The sequence below is a fragment of the Nocardiopsis tropica genome (genome assembly GCF_042660575.1).
In the GTDB taxonomy this organism is placed as follows: Bacteria; Actinomycetota; Actinomycetes; order Streptosporangiales; family Streptosporangiaceae; genus Nocardiopsis; species Nocardiopsis tropica.
This window is the reverse complement of sequence record NZ_JBHSUF010000060.1, coordinates 1-1,075: the sequence shown is the minus strand read 5'-3', so window position 1 is coordinate 1,075 and position 1,075 is coordinate 1. Positions and strand designations below refer to the sequence as shown.

Below are 1,075 nucleotides of genomic sequence, written 5' to 3'. Positions count from 1 at the left end.
TGATCGCGCTGGCCCACGTGCCGTGGTTCCTCTACGACGCCCCCGCCGGCCTGGCCATGCTCCACCCCGACCAGGGCAACCTCGCCGACCGGATCGCCCAGGTCGCGTCCCTGGTCGTGGTGGACGCCCGCACCCACACCATGTTCGGGTTCCTGTTCGCCTACGGCATCGGGCAGATGTACGCCCGCCAGAAAGCCCACGGAACCCGGGACGAGGACGCCCGCAGGATCCTGCGCACACGCCACCTGTGGATGCTCGCCCTGGGCGCCGTGCACGCCCTCCTGCTGTGGCAGGGCGACATCATCGGCACCTACGGCCTCATCGGCCTGCTCATGGTGCCGCTGTTCCTGCACCGCACCGACCGCACCCTCAAGGTCTGGACCGCCGTCCTGCTCGCGGCCGGCGCCCTGTTCACCGCCCTGTCGGTGCTCGCCACGCTGGCCGCGCCGGCGGGCGCGCCCGGGGTGGACGCGGCCGGAATGCAAAGGGCCAGCATCGCCGAGACCGGCTACCTGCTCTCCGCCCTGATCCGCCTGCCCACCTGGCTCTTCGGGCTCGGCTCGGGGCTGGCCTCCCTGGCCCTGCCCACGGTGTTCCTGATCGGCCTGCTCGCGGCACGGCACCGGTTCCTGGAGGAGCCGCAGCGCCACCTGCCCCTGCTGCGCCGGGTGGCCGTGTGGGGCATCGCCGCCGGGTGGGTCCCCGGGCTGGTGCTGGGCCTGCAGCACGTGGGGGTCCTGGACCCGGTGTACGGCCCGGCTGTGGCCGCGGTGCACTTCTACACCGGGATCTTCACCGGGGTGGGCTACGCCGCGCTCTTCGGCCTGCTCGCCCACCGCCTCGCCGCCCGGGGTGGCGGGCCGTCCCTGCCGGTCCGGGCCCTGGTGGCCCTGGGACGGCGCTCCCTGAGCGGCTACCTCGCCCAGTCGGCGGTCTTCGCACCCCTGCTGGCGGCGTGGGGGCTCGGCCTGGGGGTGCACCTGTCCAGCTGGTCGGCGGTCCTGGTGGCCTTCGGCACCTGGCTGCTGACCGTCCTCGCGGCGTACCTGCTCGACCGGGCGGGCCGGCGCGGACC

General features: G+C 74.3%; 1 protein-coding gene. It reads left to right on the top strand.

What is annotated here, in order from left to right; genetic code table 11:
- Positions 1-2: 2 nt before the first annotated feature.
- The coding region (locus ACFQBR_RS33565) for a DUF418 domain-containing protein (RefSeq protein WP_344187051.1) at positions 3-1,075 on the top strand (1,073 nt) is incomplete at its 3' end.